Source organism: Tautonia plasticadhaerens, from assembly GCF_007752535.1.
Taxonomy (GTDB): Bacteria; Planctomycetota; Planctomycetia; order Isosphaerales; family Isosphaeraceae; genus Tautonia; species Tautonia plasticadhaerens.
Genome location: NZ_CP036426.1, coordinates 1,581,878 through 1,601,224 on the forward strand (window position 1 = coordinate 1,581,878; position 19,347 = coordinate 1,601,224).

Here is a 19,347-nt window from a genome sequence, read left to right on the forward strand (position 1 = left end):
CGGCCCAGCGGGCATGCAGGGCCCCGGTCACACCGGGGTCGATGCCGGAGACGGGTCCGGCGCGCCAGGGTGCGCTGCCGAGGTTCGACCTAATTCTCCTATGGGAAGTGTGTTGCGTCAACGTAGTTGGCTCCAGTCCGCGTGACGAAGCGGGACGCGTCCGGGGTCGATCCGGAGAGTCTGCCCCAGGGGATGGGTCGATCCCGGTCGACGGTCCCTGATCGAGGGGGAGGCGGGGAGAGTGGTCCATGACACTCCGGTGGACATCCGCCATTCCGGCAGGTGGCTTCGTTCGGCGCGGATCCCCGGTGTCATCCCGGCAGGTGGGTTCGTTCGGCTCGGCTCGGAGGAACGGGTAGTCGTCCTGATTGTACGGCCGGCTGTCGTTTCGGCGGGTGGGTTTGTTCGTCACGATCCGTTCGGGGTGCCATTCGGGCAGGTGGGTTCGTTCGGCGCGGAGAACTCGCGGCCGTCTCGCGGGATTTCCCCGAGGAATGTCGGGCGGGCGGATTGCCTTGAAACGGGGTCGGCGGGGGGGACACTTTCAGAAAGTATCGAAGCGATCGGTGGTTTCGGTCACACGAAATCTCGGCGAGGTGAGGAATGCGACCCTGCGAGGCCCCGCCCCGCGGTCGGTGCTTGGCGACGGGGAGATCGGCGGTCACAATGGGGGAGAAATCCGACCGATGTTTGATCCGCCCGGGTCGAGCCCCTCCCCCCGACCCCGTCCCGTCCCGTCCCCGCCCGTCCCGCCCCGGAGGTGGCCCCATGCGCCACGATCGCCGACCCTGGCGAACGGTTCGAGTCGCGTTCGCGTTGTTCCTGGGGGCCTTGATCGGGCCGGCGGCCTGGTCCGGGGAGGGCGGGGGCGAGTTGGCTCCCGTCGAGGCGTTCGACGACGACCAGCGGGGCCACTGGGCCTACCGGCCGATCGACCGGCCGGATCCCCCGGAGGTCGACGATCCGGCATGGATCCGCAACCCGATCGACCGGTTCATCCTCGCCGAGATGGAGGCGTTAGATTTCGAGCCCGGGCCGGAGGCGGACCGGGTCAGCCTGATCCGCCGCCTCACGTTCGACCTGACCGGCCTTCCGCCGACCCCGGGGGAGGTCGCCGCCTTCCTCGGAGACCATCGGCCGGACGCCTACGATCGGCTGATCGACGGCCTGCTGGGGCGGCCCTCCTTCGGCGAACGATGGGCGCAGCACTGGCTGGACCTGGCCCACTACGCGGACTCCAACGGCTTCGAGCTGGACGCCGACCGTCCCGACGCCTGGCGATACCGGGACTGGGTCGTCGGGGCCATCAATGACGACCTGCCGTATGACGAGTTCCTGACGCTCCAGCTCGCCGGGGACGAGGCGAGGCCGGGGGACCCCCGGGCGCTCGTCGCGACCGGGTTCGGCCGGTGCGGGCCGAGGGAGGTGGTGGGCGGGAACATCGACCCGAAGGTCCGCCGGCAGTCGGAGCTGACGGGGGTGACCGGGACCGTCGGCTCGGTCTTCCTCGGCCTGACGATCGGCTGCGCCCGCTGCCACGACCACAAGTTCGACGCCATCCCGACGACCGACTACTACCGGCTCCAGGCCTTCTTCGAGGCCGCCGAGATGGTGGAACTCCCCATCCACACCGAACGGGAACAGGCGGACTTCGACGAGGCGAAGGCCCGGGTCGCCGAGCGGACCGCGTCGCTCAGGGAGGAGCTGGCGGCACTCGAAGCTCCCTACCGGGCCGCACTCAGGGCCGAGAAGGAGGCCGGGCTCTCCGAGGACGAGCGGGTGGTGCTCGCCATGCCGGAGGGGGACCGGACGCCGATCCAGCGGAAACTGGCCGAGGGGGCCGAGAAGGCGCTGGCGATCTCCTGGGAGGAGGTGGCCGAGGCGGTGGCCGCGGATCCCGACGCCCAGGCCGATCGCGAGCGGCTGAAGCGGGCGATCTTCGAGGTCGAGCGGACCCTCCCGCCGCCACCCGCCCGGGCGATGGGGCTGGCCGAGCCGGGGGAAGGGGAGCCGGAGGTCCCGGCGACTTTCGTCTACCGGCGAGGGGACCCGCAACTGGTCGGCCCCGAGGTGGGGCCGAGGCCGCTCGGGGTCGTGCTGGCGAACATGGGGGCGGAGGCGTTCGAGCCGGCCTCGATCGGGCCGGTCGGCGGCCGGACCGGGCGTCGGGTCGCCCTGGCCCGCTGGATGACCCGAGCCGACAATCCCCTGACCGCCCGGGTGATCGTCAACCGGCTCTGGCAGCACCACCTGGGCCGGGGGATCGTCGCCTCGCCGAGCGACTTCGGGGTCCGGGGGGAGTTGCCGAGCCACCCCGGGTTGCTCGACTGGCTCGCCTCGGAGCTGGTCGCCGGGGGCTGGCGACTCAAGCCGATCCACCGGCTGATCGTCTCGTCGAGCACCTACCGCCAGGCGTCCGACCCGAGGCGGTCGGTCGTCGACGAGCCGGGGGAACTCTCCCGGCTCGTCGACCGGGCCCGGCGCCAGGCCGGGGACGACCCGGACAACCTGCTCGTCTCCCGGGTCGACCGCAGGAGGCTGGAGGCGGAATCGCTCCGGGACGCCCTGCTCGCGGTCACCGGTGAGCTGAATCCCCAGATGGGGGGCCCCGGCGTCCGGGCGCCGATCCCGCCGGAGGTCGAGGAGCTGATCTTCACCGAGGCCGAGGAGGTGGACCTCTGGCCCGAGGACCCGGACCCCTCGCAGCACCTCCGCCGATCGCTCTATCTCCACCGGAAGCGGAACGTCCGAGTCCCGCTGTTCGACGCCTTCGACGCCCCGGACACGCAGACCTCCTGCGCCGTCCGGGACGTGAGCACCCACCCGCTCCAGTCGCTCATCCTGCTCAATAGCCGGTTCGCGATCGACCGGGCCAAGGCGCTCGCCGGGCGGTTGTTCGAGGAGGTCCCGGGGGGCGACGCCGACCGAGTCGACCGCGCCTATCGCCTGGTGCTCGCCCGGGGGCCGACCGGGGAGGAGTCCGGGCGGGCGATCGCGTTCCTGGAGGGCCAGGCGGAGCTGCTCCGAAGTCGAGCCGCGGGCGATCCCCCCCTGGCGAGTCCGGTCCCGGGGCCGGAGGGGATCGACCCGGCCCGGGCGGCGGCCTGGGTCGACTTCGCGTTGGCGATGCTGAATCGGAATGAGTTCGTCTACGTCCCCTGAGCGTCTCCGGCCCTCCCTCCCGGGGGGCGGCCGTGACGAGACGAAACGCCCAATCCGCCCCGTATTCCCCCGAGAGGCGAACGCCCATGTTCCGTCCGACTCGCCGATGCCCCGGCCCCGCCTCCCTCCCCTCGGCCCCGGTCGGCCGACGGGACTTCCTGCGGACGACCGGGGCGGGCTTCGGGATGCTCGCACTGTCGGACCTGCTGCGTCGGGGGGCGGGGGCGTCGGACGGCACGAGGGGGGGGGCCAACCCCCTGGCGGAACGCCCCCCACACTTCACCCCGAAGGCGAAGCGGTGCATCTTCCTGTTCATGGTCGGCGGGCCGAGCCACCTGGACCTGTACGACCCGAAGCCGGAATTAGACCGCCTGCACGGCCGGCCCTTGCCGCCGAGCTTCGGCAAGATCCACAGCCAGTTCCTCGAATCCGACCCGATCTGCCTGGGCAGCAGTCGGCGCTGGGGGAAGTATGGCGAGTCGGGCATGGACATGTCGGATCTCGTCCCGCACATGCACCCCCTGGCCGACGAGATCGCGATGATCCGGTCGTGCCGGGTCGACAGCGTGATCCACGCCCCGGCGCACTACCAGATGAACTGCGGTCGGGTGTTCATGGGTTACCCGAGCCTGGGGAGCTGGGTCTCCTACGGGCTCGGCACCGAGAACGAGAACCTGCCGGCCTACGTCGTCATGTCCCAACCCGAAGGGACCCCCGAGGGGGGGGCCCCGTGCTGGGGGGCCGGGTTCCTGCCGGCGGCCTACCAGGGGACGCTCTTCCGCCCCGGCCCGTCGCCGATCCTCGACCTGGAGCCGGCCACCGGGGAGTTCTCCCGGGGGCAGCAGCGGCGGACGCTCGACCTGCTCCGGGACATGAACCGGGAGGGGACTGACCCCGAGGACACCGAGCTCTCCGCCCGGATCGCCTCGTACGAGCTGGCCTTCCGGATGCAGGCCGAGGCGCCCGAAGCGGTCGACCTCTCGGCCGAGACCGAGGAGACGAGACGGCTCTATGGCCTGGACGACCCGAGGACCGAGGACTACGGGACTCGATGCCTGCTGGCCCGGAGGCTGGTCGAGCGCGGGGTCCGGTTCGTGCAGGTGTACTCCGGGGGCGGCCCGGTGGCGATGCAGTGGGACGCCCACGACGACGTGAACGAGAACCACGAGAAGATGTGCGGGCTGACCGACAAGCCGGTTGCCGCGCTGCTGACGGACCTGAGGCGACGGGGGATGCTCGACGAGACGCTGGTCATCTGGGGGGGCGAGTTCGGCCGGACCCCGGTCAGCCAGGGGGGGAGCCGGGGCCGGGACCACAACGCGACCGGCTTCTCGATGTGGATGGCCGGGGGCGGGGTGAAGGGGGGCACGGTCCTCGGCTCGACCGACGAGATCGGCCTGGATGCGGTCGAGGAACCGGCGCACATCAACGACCTGCACGCGACGATCCTCCACCTGATGGGCCTGGAGCACATGGGGTTGACCTACCTGCACGGCGGCCGGGACGAGCGGCTGACGGACGTGGGGGGCCGGGTGCTCTCGGGCCTGCTGGCGTGAACCGGGGAGCGGAGACGGCGGGCGGACCGGCCGGGGCGGCCCGGTCGGCCGACTTGACGGTGTCCTCCCGCCCCCGGGAGAATGGGGCGATCTTCGCCGTCGCCCCGGCCCCCCGGGGTGACGGCGGTCGTCGTTCGGACCCCTTTCGGGAGGCGGGAGCGAACCCCCCGCCGGGAATCGGCGTAACCATGGTGAAGGCTTCAGGACCCGCGACCGCCGCCGACGAGCTCGCCGAGCAATCGGACGAGCAGCTCATGAGTCGGTATCGGGAGCAGGCCCGGACGGAGGACTTCAACGCGTTGGTCCGGCGCTACGAGCGCGAGCTGTACCGGTATCTCGCCCGGTACGTGGGCGATCGGGCGCTGGCCGACGACGTGTTCCAGAACACATTCCTGCAACTGCACCTGAAACGCGGGCTCTACGAGGACGGGCGGCCCCTGCGCCCGTGGCTCTACGCGATCGCGACGCACCAGGCCGTCGATGCGCTGCGGAAGGTGGGCCGTCACCCGACGGTGAGCCTCGACCAGCGGATCGACGGGTCGGACAGCGAACCCGGCGCCCTGATCGACCTGCTGACGGGAGACGAGCCCGGCCCCCTGGCCGAGATGCAGGTGGAGGAGCGTCGGGAGTGGGTGCGGGAGGGGATTGCCCGGCTCCCCGAGGGCCTGCGGCAGACCCTGATCCTGGCCTACTACCAGGACCTGAAGTATCGCGAGATCGCCGAGATCCTGAAGATCCCGGTCGGCACGGTCAAATCCCGCCTGCACGCCGCCGTGGCCAAGCTCGCCGAGATGGCCCGGGCGGCCGGACCCGAAGAAAACGGCTCGGTCCCATGAACGACTCCGCCCTCTTCGACGAGGCCTTCGGCCAGCTCGGCCCCGAGCAGATCGAGCTGCTCGATCGGGCCTCGGCCGCCGATCCCGCCCTCGCCTCCCGCCGCGATCGCCTCCATCGCGCCCTCGACCTGCTGCTGGACTCCGACGAGCCGGAGCCCCCCCCGGGGCTGGCGGATCGGACATTCGACCGGATCGCCCGGCATGCCGAGGAGCCGAGGATCCTCGAATTCGCCCCCAATCGCCCCCGATATCGCTGGGCCGACGTGGGGGTGGCGGCGGCCGTGATGCTCATCGGCCTGATGTCGCTGGTGCCGGCCGTCCGGGACCAGAGCCGCCAGGCGGGCCAGCTCACCTGCGTCGACAACCTCCGCCAGGTCGGGCTGGCGTTGAACCAGTACGCCTCGACGTTCGAGACCTATCCCCACGTCGACCCGTCGTGCCCCGCCAGCTACGTCGGGGCCGCGTTCGTCCAGCTGGGGGAGGCCGGCCTGCTGCGGGACCGGGCGATCCTGGACTGCCCCTGTGACGGCCTCGAGGAGGCCCGGGACCGCATGCTCGGCTGGGACGAGCTGATGGGCCGGGAGCGGCGCTGGCCGGGGACCTGCCGGGACGACATCCGTGTCGATTACGCCTACCACCACGGCACCCGGCAGGGCGAAGGCCGGGCCATCCCCGGGGGCCTGGGCACCCCTGGCCACATGCCCCTGGTGGCCGACCAGCCCCCCTTCCGCCTGGATCAGTCGGCCGACGACGGCCGGCTCGGGGGCGTCATCCTCTCCGGCAACAGCCCGAACCACTCGGGGGCCGGCCAGAACGTCCTGTTCACCGACGGCCGGGTCTCCTGGCGACGTTCCCGGTGGATCAGCAAGCTTGACACCGACCTGTTCCTCAACGAGCACAAGCGGATCGGCCCCGGGGTGCACAAGGTGGACGCCGTCCTGACCCCTTGCGTCTTCCGGTTCCGGGACTGAGTTCCGCCGCACCGCGCCCGCCGCCTCCGACGTGCGGGGGACGGGTCGCCGATCGATCGCCGAAGCCCGAGGCGCCCCCCCCGCCTCGGGCTTCGGCGTCCCCGAGGTCCGGGACGGGTTCAGGTCGAGGCGACCCGACGGACGCGGTCCCAGTAGAGGATCGCCAGCATCGACTTGGCGTCCTCGATCCGGCCGTCGAGGGCCATGGAGACGGCGTGGTCCCAGGGGACCTCGACCGGCTCGATCTCCTCGTCGGGCTCGAGGCGAGCCTTGCCGGGTCGGAGGTCGTCGCAGCGGAACAGGTACATCCGCTCGGTGAACAGGCCTGGGGAGACCCACCACTCGGTCAGCAGGGCGATCCGGCCGGCGACGTAGCCGGTCTCCTCCCGGAGTTCCCGGTGGGCGCAGGCGTCGGGGGGCTCCCCCGGGTCGATCGTGCCGGCGGGGATCTCCAGCAAGCTCTTGTGGATCGCGTGGCGCCGGTTGCGGATCAGGCAGACGCGGTCGCCGTCGAGCAGGGGCAGCAGCGCGACCGCACCTCGGTGGAGGACGACCTCCCGCTCCGTGGTCGAGCCGTCGGCGAGGGTGACGGGGCGGAGGGCCAGGTCGATCTTGCGACCTCGGTAGACGATCCGGTCGTCCTGGCCGGGGGCGTGTCGGTTCATCGGGAGATCCCTCGGTCCCGGGTGGAACGCCAGCCGGCCTCGAAACGGTCGAGCGCCTCGAGCAGCGTGGCCTCGTCGACGGCGAAGCAGATGCGGACGTGCCCCTCCCCCCCGGCGCCGAAGGCCGAGCCCGGCGCCAGGCCGACCCGACGCTCCCGGACCAGCGCCTCGCAGAAGCCGACCGAATCGGCCAGCCCCTCCAGCCGGGGGAAGGCGTAGAAGGCACCGGTCGGGATCGGCACGCGGACGCCCTCGATCCGGGCGAGCCGATCGGCGGCGAGATCCCGGTGTCGGCGATATCGCCCGAGGGCCTCCGCGATGAACGGCTCGCCGTCCCGGATCGCCGCCCGGGCCGCCTCCTGGGCGACGCCGAAGGCGTGGCTGACGGCATATTCCTGGAGGGAGGCCATCGTGCGGGCGACCTCCGGCGGGGCGACCGCGTAGCCGACCCGCCAGCCGGTCATCCGGTAGGCCTTGGAGAAGCTCTGGGCGACGATCGTCCTGGACCCGGCGCCGGGGATCGCCAGCGGGCTCGGGGCGACGGCGGGGTCGCGGTCGAAGACGATCCGTTCGTAGACGCCGTCGGCGAGCAGCCAGAGGTCGTGCCGCTCGCAGAAGGCGACGAGGGCCCGCCAGTCGTCGGGCGAGGCGGTCCAGCCGGTCGGGTTGCCGGGGCTGGCGAGGGCGAGCAGGCGGGTGTCGGGGCGGACGGCGGCCTCGAGGCGGTCGAGGTCCAGTTGGAAAGCGTCGTCCCCGAGGGAGAGCGGCACCTCGATCGGCTCCGCGCCCGCCACCCGGATCGAGCCGACGAAGTTCGGCCAGAGGGGCGTGACGACCAGCGCCGAGTCCCCGGGGCCCACCGTGGCCTCGACCGCCAGGTGGATCGCCATCATGCCGCTGGCGGTGACGACGACCTCGTCCGGATCGACCGCACGGTCGTGCAGGCGGCCGACCTGGGAGGCGATCGCCTCCCGCAGTTCGGGATAGCCGGGGTTGGGGGTGTAGTAAGTCCGATCGGCGTCGAGGGCGCGCTTGGCGGCCTCCTTGATGAAGTCGGGCGTGGGGAGGGTGTCCTCGCCGTAGAAGAGGCGGAGGGTGCCGGGGTGCCGGTCGGCCAGGGCGGCGATCGCCCGGATCAGGGACGGTGCGATCGAGGCGGCGGGGGCGAGTCTCACGGGGATCCTCGGCGAGTCGGACCTGGGGTCGATGTCACGTCCCGGAGGGTCCGATCCCCCTCGACCCTCCCCCGGGCGTCTCCTCGACGGGCGGAGGCGACGCCGACGAACGCGATCGAGGGGGCCGGGATTCCCTCCCGGGACGGCGGATTCGCCGACAATGGCGACGGGACTCGGCGGCTCGCCGGGGCATTCCGGCGATCGCCGCCATAACACCGAGACCGGGAACCGGGACGGGCGCGTGTTGCCCCTCGGCGGCCGGCCGGTGGGGGCGTCATCGGGCCTTCTTGTCCCGGATCGTCAGGACGGGGCAGGGGGCCTCTCGGACGATCCGCTCGGCGACCGAGCCGAGCAGGACGTGGGCCAGGCCGGTCCGGCCGTGGGTGGCGATGACGATCAGGTCGACGGCCTGCTCGGCGGCATAGGCGTGGATCTCGTCGACGGCGTCCCCCCAGCGGGCCTCGGCGACGACCCGGCGGGGGCGGGGCCAGTCGGCCGGGCAGAGCGTCTCGAGGGTCCGTCGGGCCTGCGCCTCGACCTCCCGGTAGTACTCCGGGGGCATGCTGGAGATGAGCATGGGATCGGGCCCCGCGGGCACGACCACGTCGGAGAGGACGTGCACGAGGTGCAGCTCGGCGCCGAGGCGGTCGGCCAGCTCGCAAGCGGTGCGGACCGCGGCCTCGGAGTGCTTGCTGAAATCGGTCGGGGCGAGGATGCGGTCGATCTGGAGCATGGGACGACCGGGCGAGGGGGGGAGATCGGACTCGTCGGGGTCGCCAATCACCTCGGCGGGGCCTGGCATTCAGGATGGGGTGGGGGCGCGATGCGGTCAAGGCCCTACACGGTGGGGGGGCGGGGAGCCGCCCGGCCCGAGGCGGACCCCGACGGCCTCGCGCCGCCGGCCGTCGGGCCTCAGGCGAGGGGCTCCCCGCGCACCAGGGAGTGGAACCTGTGGTGGAGGTCCTTGGTGACGGGACCGGGCCGGCCGTCGCCGATGGGGCGGGCGTCGCATTCGATGACGGGGATGACCTCGGCGGCGGTGCCGGTGAGGAAGCACTCGTCGGCGGTGTAGACGTCGTGCCGGTCCATGGTCCGCTCGACGACGGTCAGGCCGGTGTCCCGGGCGAGGTCGATGACGGCCTGGCGGGTGATGCCTTCGAGGATGCCGGAGTCGACCGAGGGCGTGTGGACCACGCCGTGCATGACCACGAAGATGTTGTCCCCGGTGCACTCGGCGACGTGGCCCTGATGGTTGAGCATCAGGGCTTCCAGGCAGCCGGCGTTGGTCCCCTCGATCTTGGCGAGGATGTTGTTCAGGTAGTTGAGCGACTTGACCCGGGGATTGAGGGCGGCCGGGTGGTTGCGGATGGTGCCCGCCGTGACGATCTTCAGGCCGTGCTCGTACAGTTCGGCGGGGTAGAGGGAGATGGAGTCGGTGATGATGATGACCTGGGGGTCGGACGTCTTCCGGGGGTCGAGGCCGAGGCTGCCGGCCCCCCGGGTGACGACCAGTCGGATGTAGCCGTCGGCCAGGTTGTTGACCTTCAGGGTGGAGACGACGGCCTCGCCCAGCTCGTCCCGGGCCATCGGGATTTCCAGGTGGATCGACCGGGCCGAGGCGTAGAGCCGGTGGATGTGGTCCTCCAGGCGGAAGACCTTGCCGCCATAGGAGCGGAGGCCCTCGAAGACCCCGTCGCCGTAGAGCAGGCCGTGGTCGTAGACGCTGACCCGGGCCTCGGCCTTGTCGAAGAGCGTGCCGTTGATCCAGACCTTCAGGCTCATGGCGGGGGCTCCTCGGCGGTCGGCCAGTGGCGTGTCGGGCTCGGTCGGCATGGGGGACCGACCCGGGGGGCGTCTTCGGGGTTCGCGTCGGGAGGTGCGTCCGGCTCCGGGGCGCCTCGCCCCGTCCCCGCCACCCCTCCGATCCCAGGTTCCCGAACCCGGGGACGCGTCGCCAGATCCCAGAAGGCAGATCCCCGGATCCCACCCCGGGACCGGGAACCTGCCTTCGGGGGTGACGATCGGGGGCCGGTGGGGGTCGACGCCTCAGGCGAGGACGGGCGACCACTCTTCCAGCCGGCCCTCGGCGAGGCGGACGACCCGGTCGGCCTTGCCGGCGATCGCCAGGTCGTGGGTGACGAGGATCATAGTGAGTCCCCGTTCCCGGTTCAAGTCCCGCAGGAGTTCCAGCACGTCCCGGCCGGTGCCGGCGTCGAGGTTGCCGGTCGGCTCGTCGGCCAGGAGGACCGAGGGACCGGCGGCCAGGGCCCGGGCGATCGCCACCCGCTGCATCTCCCCGCCGGACAGCTCCGCCGAGGTATGGGCCAGGCGGTGGCCCAGGCCGACGCGGTCGAGCAGGGCCTCGGCCTCCCGCTTGATCGCCCGACGCTTCGATAGGTAGGGGAGGGGCCCGTACCGGATCGCCAGCGGGAGGGTCACGTTCTCCAGCGCCGAGAGCTCGGGGAGCAGGTGGTAGAACTGGAAGATGAAGCCGAAGGTGCCGTTGCGGAGGGCGTCCCGGCGCCGGCCGGTGAGCTGGTCGATCCGGCGGCCGTCGAGGAGGATCTCACCCGACTCGGCGGCGTCGATCAGGCCGATCAGGTGCAGCAGAGTGCTCTTGCCCGACCCGCTGGCGCCGACGACGGCGAGCAGCTCTCCGTGCTCGACCTCAAGGTCGACCCCGTCGAGCACGGGGACCGGCTCCCGGCCCTTGCGGTAGGTCTTGGACAGGCCGAAGGTCGAGAGGTGGGGGTCCATCGGGGCCTCCGGTGGGTAGGTGGAAGGGATTTCACTCGGAGTCGCGGGGGAGAGGAGTAGGACGGAGCGGGGAGCACTGGCGGTCCCGAGGGCCGGGCCGATCACGCGAGCCTCGGAGCAGGGGGGAAGGGTCGCGGTCCCCCCGATTCCTCTGCGGCTTGCGTCCTGCGAGGGATCCCCTCCCATCCCGGCTACTCGTAACGCAAGGCCCTGACCGGGTGCATCCTCGCCGCCCGCTGCGCCGGCCAGACGCTGGCGGCGACGGCGATCAGCAGCGTCCCGCCGACGATCCAGGCGACGGTCATCGGCTCGACCAGGGTCGGGATCTCGGGGAAATAGTAGATCGAGTCGTCGAAGACCTCCCGGCCGGTGATGACGCTCAGGCCGTCCTCGATCTCGTTGATGTACTTGACGAACAGCAGCCCGCCGGTCATGCCGACGAGGCTGCCGACCATCCCCAGCGTGAGCCCGTAGGCGAGGAAGATGCCCCGGATGCCGGAGTCGGAGGCCCCCAGCGCCTTGAGGATGCCGATGTCCTTGGTCTTCTCCACCACGATCATCGAGAAGATGCCGAGGATGCCGAACCCGGCCACGGCGATGATGAAGAAGAGCAGGATGTTCAGGATGTTCTGCTCCACCTGCACCGCCGCCAACAGCGGGCCCTGCTTCTGTTCCCAGGTGGAGGTCAGGAACCGGGTCGGCCACTTCTGCTCCAGCTTCACCCGGATGGCCTGGGCGACCTGCTCCAGGTCGGCGCCGGGGCGGGCCTTCACCTGGATCTGGTTGACGAAGCCGTCCTGGCCCCGGAGGAACTGGAGCCGCTCGATGGGGACGAAGACCTGCATCGAGTCGTACTCGCTCATCCCGCTCTTGAAGTAGCTGACGACGGTGAACTCGCCCGTCTTTGCCTCGGGCGTCTTCCCGGCGGAGGGGAAGTGGAGGATGACCTTCGATCCCTCGGGGGCGATGTACATGTCCTCCCCCGTCTCGGGGCGGTGGACGGTGCCCAGGGCGAAGCCGAGGATCATGCCGTCGGCGGGGACGAGGTTCTCCAGGTCCTGCTCGAGGATGTCCTTGAACGGGTTGTCGGCCTCGGTCTCCTGGTAGACCTGGCCGAGGTAGGTGTTCAGCCGGTGCTCGTCGGGGACGTGGAAGGTCGGCTCGGCCGGGGCTGGCTGGTCCTGACCCTCCCGAGGCTGGTGGTAGAGGTACTCGGCGAACTCGCTGACCCGGGCCCGGTCCTGGGGACGGACGCCGATGATCTGGACCTCCCTGGTCAAGTGCTCTCCGCCGCCGACCGGGATCATCGCGTAGCCGAAGAGCTGGAGCGACGGGGCGAGGGCCTCGACGTCGTCGCCGACGGCCTCCTCGATCGCCGCCATGACCTCGTCGGGGTTGTCGAAGCCGTTGAGGCTGAACGACTCGACGATGATGTCGGAGAGCGTGCCGTGCAGCCGCTCCTGCATCATCGTCGAGAACCCGGCCATGACCGAGTTGACCACGATCATCGTCGCCACGCCGAGCATGACGCTGATGATGCTCGCCAGCGCGATGTATCGGGTGCGCAAATAGCGCCAGCAGAGCAGATACTTGTACATGATCGGGCGTCTCCATACGCCTGGCGGTCGATTCAGGGACGAGGACCTTCGATCGGCGGGGCGATTATCTGCGCTTCGTTTTCTACCTGCTCAACTCGAACGACCCTGTCGACGTAGTATTGACCAGGAGCGGGTCCGTTGCCCGTGGGAATCGTGTACCCATCGACGGCCGGTGAGGGATAGGAGAACCCCGAGAAGCTACGGCTGCGCATGAGATCGAGGCTGTGGAACCTCACCGACGGGGATCCGCCCGCGATCATCGTGTCGGCCGAGGGCGGCGGTGGGGGCAGGGTGCTTCCGTCTCGCTCGATGAGATTGCCGCTGATCCCGCCAAACAACATGGTCACGCCGATCCGGCCGAGGCGAACCGAGTTGGCTACCCGGCTGTCCTCTTGAACGGCCTCGGATGAACGGGCCAGGGTGGTCGAATTCGTCGCGACCGGGGCGGCGAGGACGACCATCCAAACCAGAGACCGACGGATCACTCGGAGAGACATGGGGACCTCCGTGCCCGGTGAATCGACTCGAATCGACGCTCGCCGGTGCCTGGAATTGGACGCTTATCCGCCCCCGCTTCCCTGGCCCTGGGGTCGGAGCAGCGGGAAGAGGATCACGTCCCGGATGCTCGGCCGGTCGAGCAGGAGCATGCAGAGGCGGTCGATGCCGATGCCGAGGCCTCCGGCGGGGGGCATGGCGTGCTTCAGGGCCTTGATGAAGTCGTCGTCCATCTTGGCCATCGACTCGTCCTCGGGCAGCCCGGCGAGCTGCTGCCGGAAGAGTTGCTCCTGGAGGTTCGGGTCGTTCAGCTCGGTGTAGGCGTTGGCCAGCTCCATGCCGAGCACGAACAACTCGAACCGCTCGGCGACCTCGGGGTGACCGGCCTTCCGCTTGGTCAGCGGGCAGAGCGGGGCGGGGTAGTCGATCACGAAGACCGGGCCGGTGAGCCTGTCCTCGACGGACTCCTCGAACAGTTCCCCGAGGATGACGACCGGGTCCTTGCCGGCGGTCTGGAGGCCGAGGGACTCGGCCTTCGCCTTCACGGCGACGGGGTCGGTCGGGTCGACCCCGGCGTGTTCCCGGACCAGCTCGTGATACGTCCTGCGAGGCCAGGGGGGGGTGAAGTCGACGGTGACGGGGGCGATCTCCCCCTCGGAGCCGACGTGGATGGTGCGGGCGTAATTCCCGTCGACGGCGTCGATGGCGCCGCAGAGGATGGCCTCGGTCAGGTCCATCATGCTGTGGTAGTCGCCGTAGGCCTGATAGGCCTCCATCATCGTGAACTCGGGGTTGTGCTTGCGGCTGATCCCCTCGTTGCGGTAGACGCGTCCCAGCTCGAAGACGCGCTCCATGCCGCCCACGAGCAGGCGCTTCAGGTGCAGCTCGAGGGCGATCCGCAGGTACAGGTCGATGTCGAGCGCGTTGTGATGCGTCGTGAACGGCCGGGCGGCGGCGCCCCCGGCGATCGACTGCATCGTGGGTCCCTCGATCTCGACGAAGCCCCGGGATTCGAGCGTGCGACGGATCGCCGAGACGATCTTCGAGCGGCCGAGGAAGGTCTGGAGGCTCTCGGGGTTGCTGAACAGGTCGAGGTAGCGCATCCGGCTGCGCGCCTCGACGTCGGTCAGGCCGTGCCACTTCTCGGGGGGCGGGAGCAGGCTCTTGCCGAGGAAGGTGAGCGACTCGGCGAAGACGGTCAGCTCGCCGGTCTTCGTGAAGCCGAGCGTGCCGTCGATGCCGAGCAGGTCGGAGAGATCCAACTCCTTCGCGAGCGCCCAGGCCTCGGGGCCGACCTGCTTCTTGCCGACGAAGACCTGGATGCGGCCGGTCCAGTCCCGGAGTTCCAGGAAATGGACGTTCCCCTGGACGCGTCGGAGCATGACCCGGCCGGCGACCCGGACCCGGGGGCCGGGGATCTCGGCGCCGGGCTGGGCGGCCTCGGGCTCCCGGGAGCGGACGGAGGCGATCGACGCGTGGTCGTCGAACCGATGGCCCCAGGGGTCGATCCCCAGGGCCTCGATGCGCCGGAGCTTCTCGGCTCGGACGGATTCCAGGTCGTCGGGCTTCTCCTCGGGCATCCTCGGACCTTCGGTGCGGCGGGGCGATCGGCGTCAACGTAAGATGGAGCGAATTTTAGCCATCCTGCCGGGACGGTCAACGTCAACCGGAATGGCGGGGCGGAGCGAGTCGGCCCGGGGGCCGCCCCGATGACGCTGTTCATGACCGAGATCCACGTCGCGGACCCGGATCGGGCCGCACGATGGTATTCCCGGACGCTCGGCCTCCGGGTGACGCATCGGGACGACCTCAAGGGATTCGTCCTCGTCGAGGCGACCGGTGGCGGGCGAATCGCGCTCACGCGAGGAGAACCGATCCGGGGCTGTCGTCTGGTGTTCCGCGTCGACGACGTCGGCGCGGAGCGCGACCGGTTGCGGGTGCTCGGCGTCGAGGTCACCGAGGTGGCCCACAACGCCGAGGAGCATTACCGCGAAGTGCGCCTGTCCGACCCGGACGGGACGCCGATCACCCTGTTCGCCTGGGCAAACCGCTGACGCGACACCGGGTTGCCGGATCCGAGATGCCCCGGCATCAGGCGGACTGGCCCGTGGCGGCGGCACCGGCCGGGGCGGCGAGGCCGTCCCGGGGGACGAGGAAGCCCAGGTGGTGGGCGCAATGGACCCAGTTCAGCTCCTTCCACTGCGCGACGGTCAGATCCGCCATCGGGTGCGGGCGGGGCAGGGAGGTCGCGTCCCGGGCCCGCTCGATCGTGGCGATGCAGGCGTCGATCAGGGCGGGGTCGTCCGGCCCTCCCGGGGCGGTCGGCACGACCTCCCGGGGGGCGGGGACGCCGGAGATCATCCGGCGGGTCCGGGTGACGTGGCGGGCCATCGGCTCTCCGACGAGCTTGCGGAAGAGCCACGGCAGGCGGCGGTCGACGCCGTCGAGGCCGACCCGGAACGTGGAGGTGAGGTGCTCGCACATCTGGGTCAGGGTCCACTTGCCGAGCATGGTGTAGCCGCCTCCCTGGAGGCGGCGGATCTCGGCGATGACGGCGTCGGCGTCACGGAAGTCGAGCGATCGGCGCCCCATGGGCGACACCCCCCTCGAGTGATCGGATCAGCCTTCGATGGTCGGCAGGACGTAAGGTCCCTTCGGGATGACGGCGACCCGGGCGTCGGGGCCGTATTCGGCGAGCGAGGCGGCCAGGGCGGACTCGACCGTATCTGCGGGCTCGACGAAAAGGCCGGAGAGGGTGTCGGCGGGGAGGCCGTCGGAGACGACCTTGACGCGGGCCTTGCGGCGGACCTTGGCCAGTTCCTCGAGTTGCCACTGGTCGAGGACGAAATAATCCTTCCCGAGGATGCGTTCCATGAAGACCTCCAGCGAGGGATTCTCGCGGAAGAGGCTTTGGAACTCGGGGCTGCCGATGCCCTCGCTCAGGCCGGCGGCGATGATGATCGTGCCCCCCTGCTTGACGATCGGCAGGCAGCCGGTCATCCCCTTCACGGCCTGGTAGAAGGTGGTGTCCAGCGGGTAGCCGGCCGAGCTGGTGACGACCACGTCGACCGCCTCCCGGACCGGGGACTTGACGACGTGCTCGATGAAACGTACCCCTTCGAGGAACGCCTGCTCCATGTCCCCCGCGACGACCGAGGTGATCCGGCGCTGCTTGTCGAGGGTGACGTTGACGATGAAGTCGCACCCGGCCATCCGGGCGATCCTCGTGTTCTCCTCGTGGACGGGGTTGCCTTCGAGGAAGCCGCAGTCGGCCTTGGGGTGTTCCAGGAAGCCGGGTCCGTGCCAGATTTTCACCGTCTCGATCGCGGCGATGCCGGGGCAGATGAGCTTCCGGCCGCCCGAGTAGCCCGCCATCAGGTGGGGCTCGATCAGGCCGGTGGCGATCTTCAAATCGGCGTCGACGTAGCGCGAGTCGATCCAGGCGGGGACCCCCCTGGGGGTGGTGCCGAGGAAGGTGTGCTCCTCGAGGACGGTCCCGCGGTGGTCCTCGACCCGATACTCGCGGGCGATCCGCTCGCCGAGCATCTCGACGCGTTCGGCCTGGGTGCTCGGGCGGTGCAGGCCGGTGGCGACGAGGATCAGGACGTCCTCGCGGGCGATCCCGGCCTCGTGGAGCACCTCGAGCGTGGGGCGGAGGATCGTCTCGTTGGGGACCGGTCGGGTGATGTCGCAGATGAGGATGCAGGCGGTCTTCCGGCCCCGGGCGATCTCCCGGAGGGGGGGGGAACCGATCGGGGCCTCCAGGCCGGCGACGACGGCGGCGTCGGGGTCGTCCAGCGGGGCGACGTCCCGGATCTCCAGGGGGCCGATGACCCGGTCGTCGGGCAGCTCGACCTCGAGGCCGGTGCGGCCGTAGTCGAGGGTCACGCGCATCGTATTCGCCTCCGGTCGGTCGATCGGTCGGTGGGGCATGGTCGCCCGGCCCGCCCGAGGGCGATCGGCCGGGCGACCGGGCCATCCATCATAACCGATCGGCGTCGACTTCGCGCACCCGGCCGGGTCGGGGCGGTCGCGATTCCGGCCAGGGCCGAGGGGTCGCCCGGTCCCGGCCCCCGGGGAGGGCGTCCGATCGCCCTCCGGATCACCTGGAGGCGCCGGCCTTCCTGGGCCGGGCCTTGCCGCCCTGGGCGAGCTTGAGGGCCTCGGGGAGGTTGGAGGTGACCTCGGCGACGCTGAAGACGACCCGGTCGGCTCCCATGCCGGTCAGGCGGGTCCTCGCCTTCTCCCCGCCCGAGCCGCCCCAGCGGCCGGCCCAGATGGGGACGTCGGGGAAGAGGGCCTTGAGCCGCTTCACCAGGTACCGGGCCGAGGTCAGGCCGACCGGGGGGAGGTGCGAGAGGAGGACGATTTCGGCCTCCCCCTGGGCCACCTGTTCCGATGCCTCCAGCGGGGTCGAGCTGGACGTGACGATCTCGATCGAGACGCCGCTCGGCCGCAGGGCGAGGGCGACCATGCGGAGGACCATCGCGTCGGCCGCGTCGCTGCTGGCGACGCCGACGACCTTGAACTCCCCGGCCGACCCCGGACGGGCCTTGCCGGCCTCCGGCCCTTCCGAGGATCGAGTGTCCAGCTCGTCGAGGATCGTCCGGGTGACGTGCCAGACGAACGACTGATCCCCTTCCTCGATCACCCCCCGGGCCAGGTCGCCCTCGGCCCGGGAGAGGGCGGGGATGAGGATGTCGTCGAAGGCTTGCTCGATCGGCAGGCCTTCGTCCAGCGCCTCCTCGACGACCTCCAGGGCGCCGTCCGAGTCCCGGGCGAGCAGCCGCTGGTAGAACTGCGCATTGCGTTCCAGGACCACGTCCTCGCCGAGCATCGTGGCGAAGAACCGGAGGCCCGGCACGTACTTGCCCAGCACCGCCAGGCAGACCGTCAGCGGGGTGGAGAGCAGCAGCCCCGGCGCCCCCCAGAGCCAGGTCCAGAACATCGCCGAGATCAGCAGGCCGACGGCCGTGATCCCGGTCGTCCGGCCGTAGAGGATCGGCTCCAGGACGTATTCGGAGAACGCCTCGAAGGTGATGAACAGCACCGCCACGAGGATCGGGTCCCGCCAGCCCTCGCTGAAGACGATCGAGTAGCCCAGGGGCAGCACGAAGGCCGTCCAGGGGCCGACGTAGGGGATGAACCTCAGGACGAAGACGAGGAACCCCCAGAGGACGGCATACGGCACGCCGATCAGCCAGAGCCCGGTGCCGAGGAACACGCCGCAGAGGGCGTTGAAGGAGGAGAACGTCGTCAGGTACTTGCTGATCCGCTCCGCGGCCTCGCTGAAGGTCCGTGTCGTCAGGCTGATGTGGCCGACGCCGATGACCTGGATGATCCGGCCGAAGAGGTCGTCCCGGGTGATGAGCATGAAGGCCGTGAGCACCAGGACGACCGAGAAGATCGCGGCCGGCTCCATCAGCGGGCCGACCGCGGTGCTGAAGCGATCCTGGATCGTCGGGCGGTCGACGACCTCCACCTGGTAGACCGTGGACTCGGTATCCCCCGGCCCGGTCGGGGCGAACGGCCCCGACCGGGTCGGGCCGACGACGCCCGGCGGCTCGGGGGATTCGGCGAGCGAGACCTCCTCCACCTCCCCCTCGTCGGCCTCCCCGCCTCCCTCCATGATCGACCGCGAGACGTCGGCGGCCATGTCTTCGAGCTTGCCGAGGGTCGAGGGCTGGCCCTTGTCGACGACGTCGGAGATCTTCCGCTCGATTTCCGAGCGGTTCTCGGTCAGGTCGTTCGCCAGCTGGCCGAGCTGCTGGATGACCACGAATCCGACGCCGCCCAGGCTCCCGAGCGTGAGCAGGACCGTCAGCACCACCGCGAGGACCCTCGGCAGCCCTCGTCGCTCCAGCCAGGCGACGACCGGGGCCAGCACCAGGCTCAACAGGAGGGCGAGCGCCAGGGGCCGGAGCACCTCGGCGGCGAAATACATGAAGGCGATGATCGCCAGGATCATCATCGTGATGATCACCGGATGATTCATCCGGACGCGGACGTAGCGTTCGGCCACGGGAAGGGCCCTCGGGGCGTCGAGGTGACGATGGGGGGGGGCGGTCGAGGTTCGATCCTGGTCATCGGATCATCGCCGAGCCCCAGGCGTCGGGGCTCGGCGACGGACGA

At 70.7% G+C, this 19,347-nt stretch carries 16 protein-coding genes; 5 read left to right on the forward strand and 11 right to left on the reverse strand.

Features of this window, described 5'->3' with window-relative positions; all coding sequences use genetic code 11:
* Positions 1-768 precede the first annotated feature (768 nt).
* The 4 genes from ElP_RS06110 to ElP_RS06125 all read left to right on the forward strand — a co-directional run bounded on the left by ElP_RS06110 (position 769) and on the right by ElP_RS06125 (position 6,525).
* Entirely contained in the window at positions 769-3,162 is a 2,394-nt protein-coding gene (locus ElP_RS06110; RefSeq protein ID WP_197446750.1) for a DUF1549 and DUF1553 domain-containing protein, read from the forward strand.
* An 86-nt stretch (positions 3,163-3,248) separates the two neighbouring features.
* Positions 3,249-4,718 carry a DUF1501 domain-containing protein gene (locus ElP_RS06115; RefSeq protein ID WP_145267777.1) on the forward strand — a complete coding sequence of 490 codons (1,470 nt, stop codon included), beginning with the start codon at positions 3,249-3,251 and terminating at the stop codon, positions 4,716-4,718.
* A 254-nt stretch (positions 4,719-4,972) separates the two neighbouring features.
* A complete protein-coding gene (locus ElP_RS06120) occupies positions 4,973-5,554 on the forward strand; it encodes an RNA polymerase sigma factor (protein ID WP_231749509.1) in 582 nt (193 codons plus the stop codon).
* Positions 5,551-6,525: a hypothetical protein gene (locus ElP_RS06125; RefSeq protein ID WP_145267779.1), complete on the forward strand. Its 975-nt coding sequence runs from the start codon at positions 5,551-5,553 to the stop codon at positions 6,523-6,525. Before ElP_RS06120 ends, ElP_RS06125 begins: the two co-directional genes overlap by 4 nt.
* A 119-nt stretch (positions 6,526-6,644) precedes the next feature.
* On the opposite strand, the gene ElP_RS06130 is transcribed toward ElP_RS06125, so the two are convergent.
* From ElP_RS06130 to lysS, 8 genes are all read right to left on the reverse strand, one after another.
* Positions 6,645-7,190 (reverse strand): NUDIX hydrolase, encoded by a 546-nt coding sequence (locus ElP_RS06130; protein WP_145267780.1) that lies wholly within the window; start codon positions 7,188-7,190, stop codon positions 6,645-6,647.
* Positions 7,187-8,365: a pyridoxal phosphate-dependent aminotransferase gene (locus ElP_RS06135; RefSeq protein ID WP_197446751.1), complete on the reverse strand. Its 1,179-nt coding sequence runs from the start codon at positions 8,363-8,365 to the stop codon at positions 7,187-7,189. The genes ElP_RS06130 and ElP_RS06135 overlap by 4 nt, the downstream gene beginning before the upstream one ends.
* Positions 8,366-8,639: 274 nt before the next feature.
* On the reverse strand, positions 8,640-9,098 hold the full coding sequence (locus ElP_RS06140) for a universal stress protein (RefSeq protein WP_145267782.1): 459 nt from the start codon (positions 9,096-9,098) through the stop codon (positions 8,640-8,642).
* A gap of 179 nt (positions 9,099-9,277) precedes the next feature.
* On the reverse strand, positions 9,278-10,147 hold the full coding sequence (gene ilvE / locus ElP_RS06145; protein ID WP_145267783.1) for a branched-chain-amino-acid transaminase: 870 nt from the start codon (positions 10,145-10,147) through the stop codon (positions 9,278-9,280).
* Positions 10,148-10,411: 264 nt separating this feature from the next.
* Entirely contained in the window at positions 10,412-11,122 is a 711-nt protein-coding gene (locus ElP_RS06150) for an ABC transporter ATP-binding protein (RefSeq protein ID WP_145267784.1), read from the reverse strand.
* A 191-nt stretch (positions 11,123-11,313) separates the two neighbouring features.
* The gene (locus ElP_RS06155) at positions 11,314-12,720 is read right to left on the reverse strand and encodes an ABC transporter permease (RefSeq protein ID WP_145267785.1); all 1,407 of its coding nucleotides are present in this window, start codon (positions 12,718-12,720) and stop codon (positions 11,314-11,316) included.
* A 32-nt stretch (positions 12,721-12,752) separates the two neighbouring features.
* Positions 12,753-13,217, reverse strand: a complete 465-nt coding sequence (locus ElP_RS06160; protein WP_145267786.1) for a hypothetical protein — start codon at positions 13,215-13,217, stop codon at positions 12,753-12,755.
* Positions 13,218-13,280: 63 nt separating this feature from the next.
* Positions 13,281-14,795 (reverse strand): lysine--tRNA ligase, encoded by a 1,515-nt coding sequence (lysS, locus tag ElP_RS06165; protein WP_145267787.1) that lies wholly within the window; start codon positions 14,793-14,795, stop codon positions 13,281-13,283.
* A gap of 129 nt (positions 14,796-14,924) precedes the next feature.
* Between lysS and ElP_RS06170 the strand changes: the two genes are divergently transcribed.
* Complete coding sequence (locus ElP_RS06170) at positions 14,925-15,269, forward strand: VOC family protein (RefSeq protein WP_145267788.1); 345 nt, start codon at positions 14,925-14,927, stop codon at positions 15,267-15,269.
* Between the two features lie 37 nt (positions 15,270-15,306).
* Here the strand turns inward: ElP_RS06170 and ElP_RS06175 are convergent, their stop codons facing one another.
* The 3 genes from ElP_RS06175 to ElP_RS06185 all read right to left on the reverse strand — a co-directional run bounded on the left by ElP_RS06175 (position 15,307) and on the right by ElP_RS06185 (position 19,237).
* Positions 15,307-15,807, reverse strand: a complete 501-nt coding sequence (locus tag ElP_RS06175; RefSeq protein WP_145267789.1) for a DUF1569 domain-containing protein — start codon at positions 15,805-15,807, stop codon at positions 15,307-15,309.
* A 27-nt stretch (positions 15,808-15,834) separates the two neighbouring features.
* Positions 15,835-17,109 (reverse strand): nickel-dependent lactate racemase, encoded by a 1,275-nt coding sequence (gene larA, locus ElP_RS06180; RefSeq protein WP_145267790.1) that lies wholly within the window; start codon positions 17,107-17,109, stop codon positions 15,835-15,837.
* Between the two features lie 208 nt (positions 17,110-17,317).
* On the reverse strand, positions 17,318-19,237 hold the full coding sequence (locus ElP_RS06185) for an AI-2E family transporter (RefSeq protein ID WP_145267791.1): 1,920 nt from the start codon (positions 19,235-19,237) through the stop codon (positions 17,318-17,320).
* Positions 19,238-19,347: the final 110 nt, after the last annotated feature.